Origin of the sequence: Bacillus sp. SIMBA_074, from assembly GCF_046534555.1 — a bacterium.
Taxonomy (GTDB): Bacteria; Bacillota; Bacilli; order Bacillales; family Bacillaceae_G; genus Bacillus_A; species Bacillus_A mycoides.
Map to the genome: position 1 here is coordinate 1 of NZ_JAWRYM010001122.1, position 241 is coordinate 241.

Sequence of the window (241 nt, forward strand, 5' to 3'; positions counted from 1 at the left end):
CTTTTCAGGAACTTTTGAAATTTTCAACTCAGCTTCCAGTACGACTACAGTAACTGCAACGGTTACTCCAGCTGGTGCTTTAAGTGCTACTCCTGGAAATTCTCACTCTGTATCAGTTAATCAGCCTACTGGTTTTGCTATTACAGCAGGGGCTGGAGCTAGTGGGAAGTTTTGTATTACCCTATTTAAGCGTGTTCTAGCGTAAAAATATCAATTGAAAGGAGAATCATATAATGTGTTT

Annotated in this window: 1 pseudogene; it reads left to right on the top strand. The window is 39.4% G+C overall.

From position 1 onward, the window contains the following. Nucleotides 1-205 (top strand): annotated as a pseudogene (locus tag SB773_RS34230) (S-Ena type endospore appendage); the annotation flags it as partial. Nucleotides 206-241: the final 36 nt, after the last annotated feature.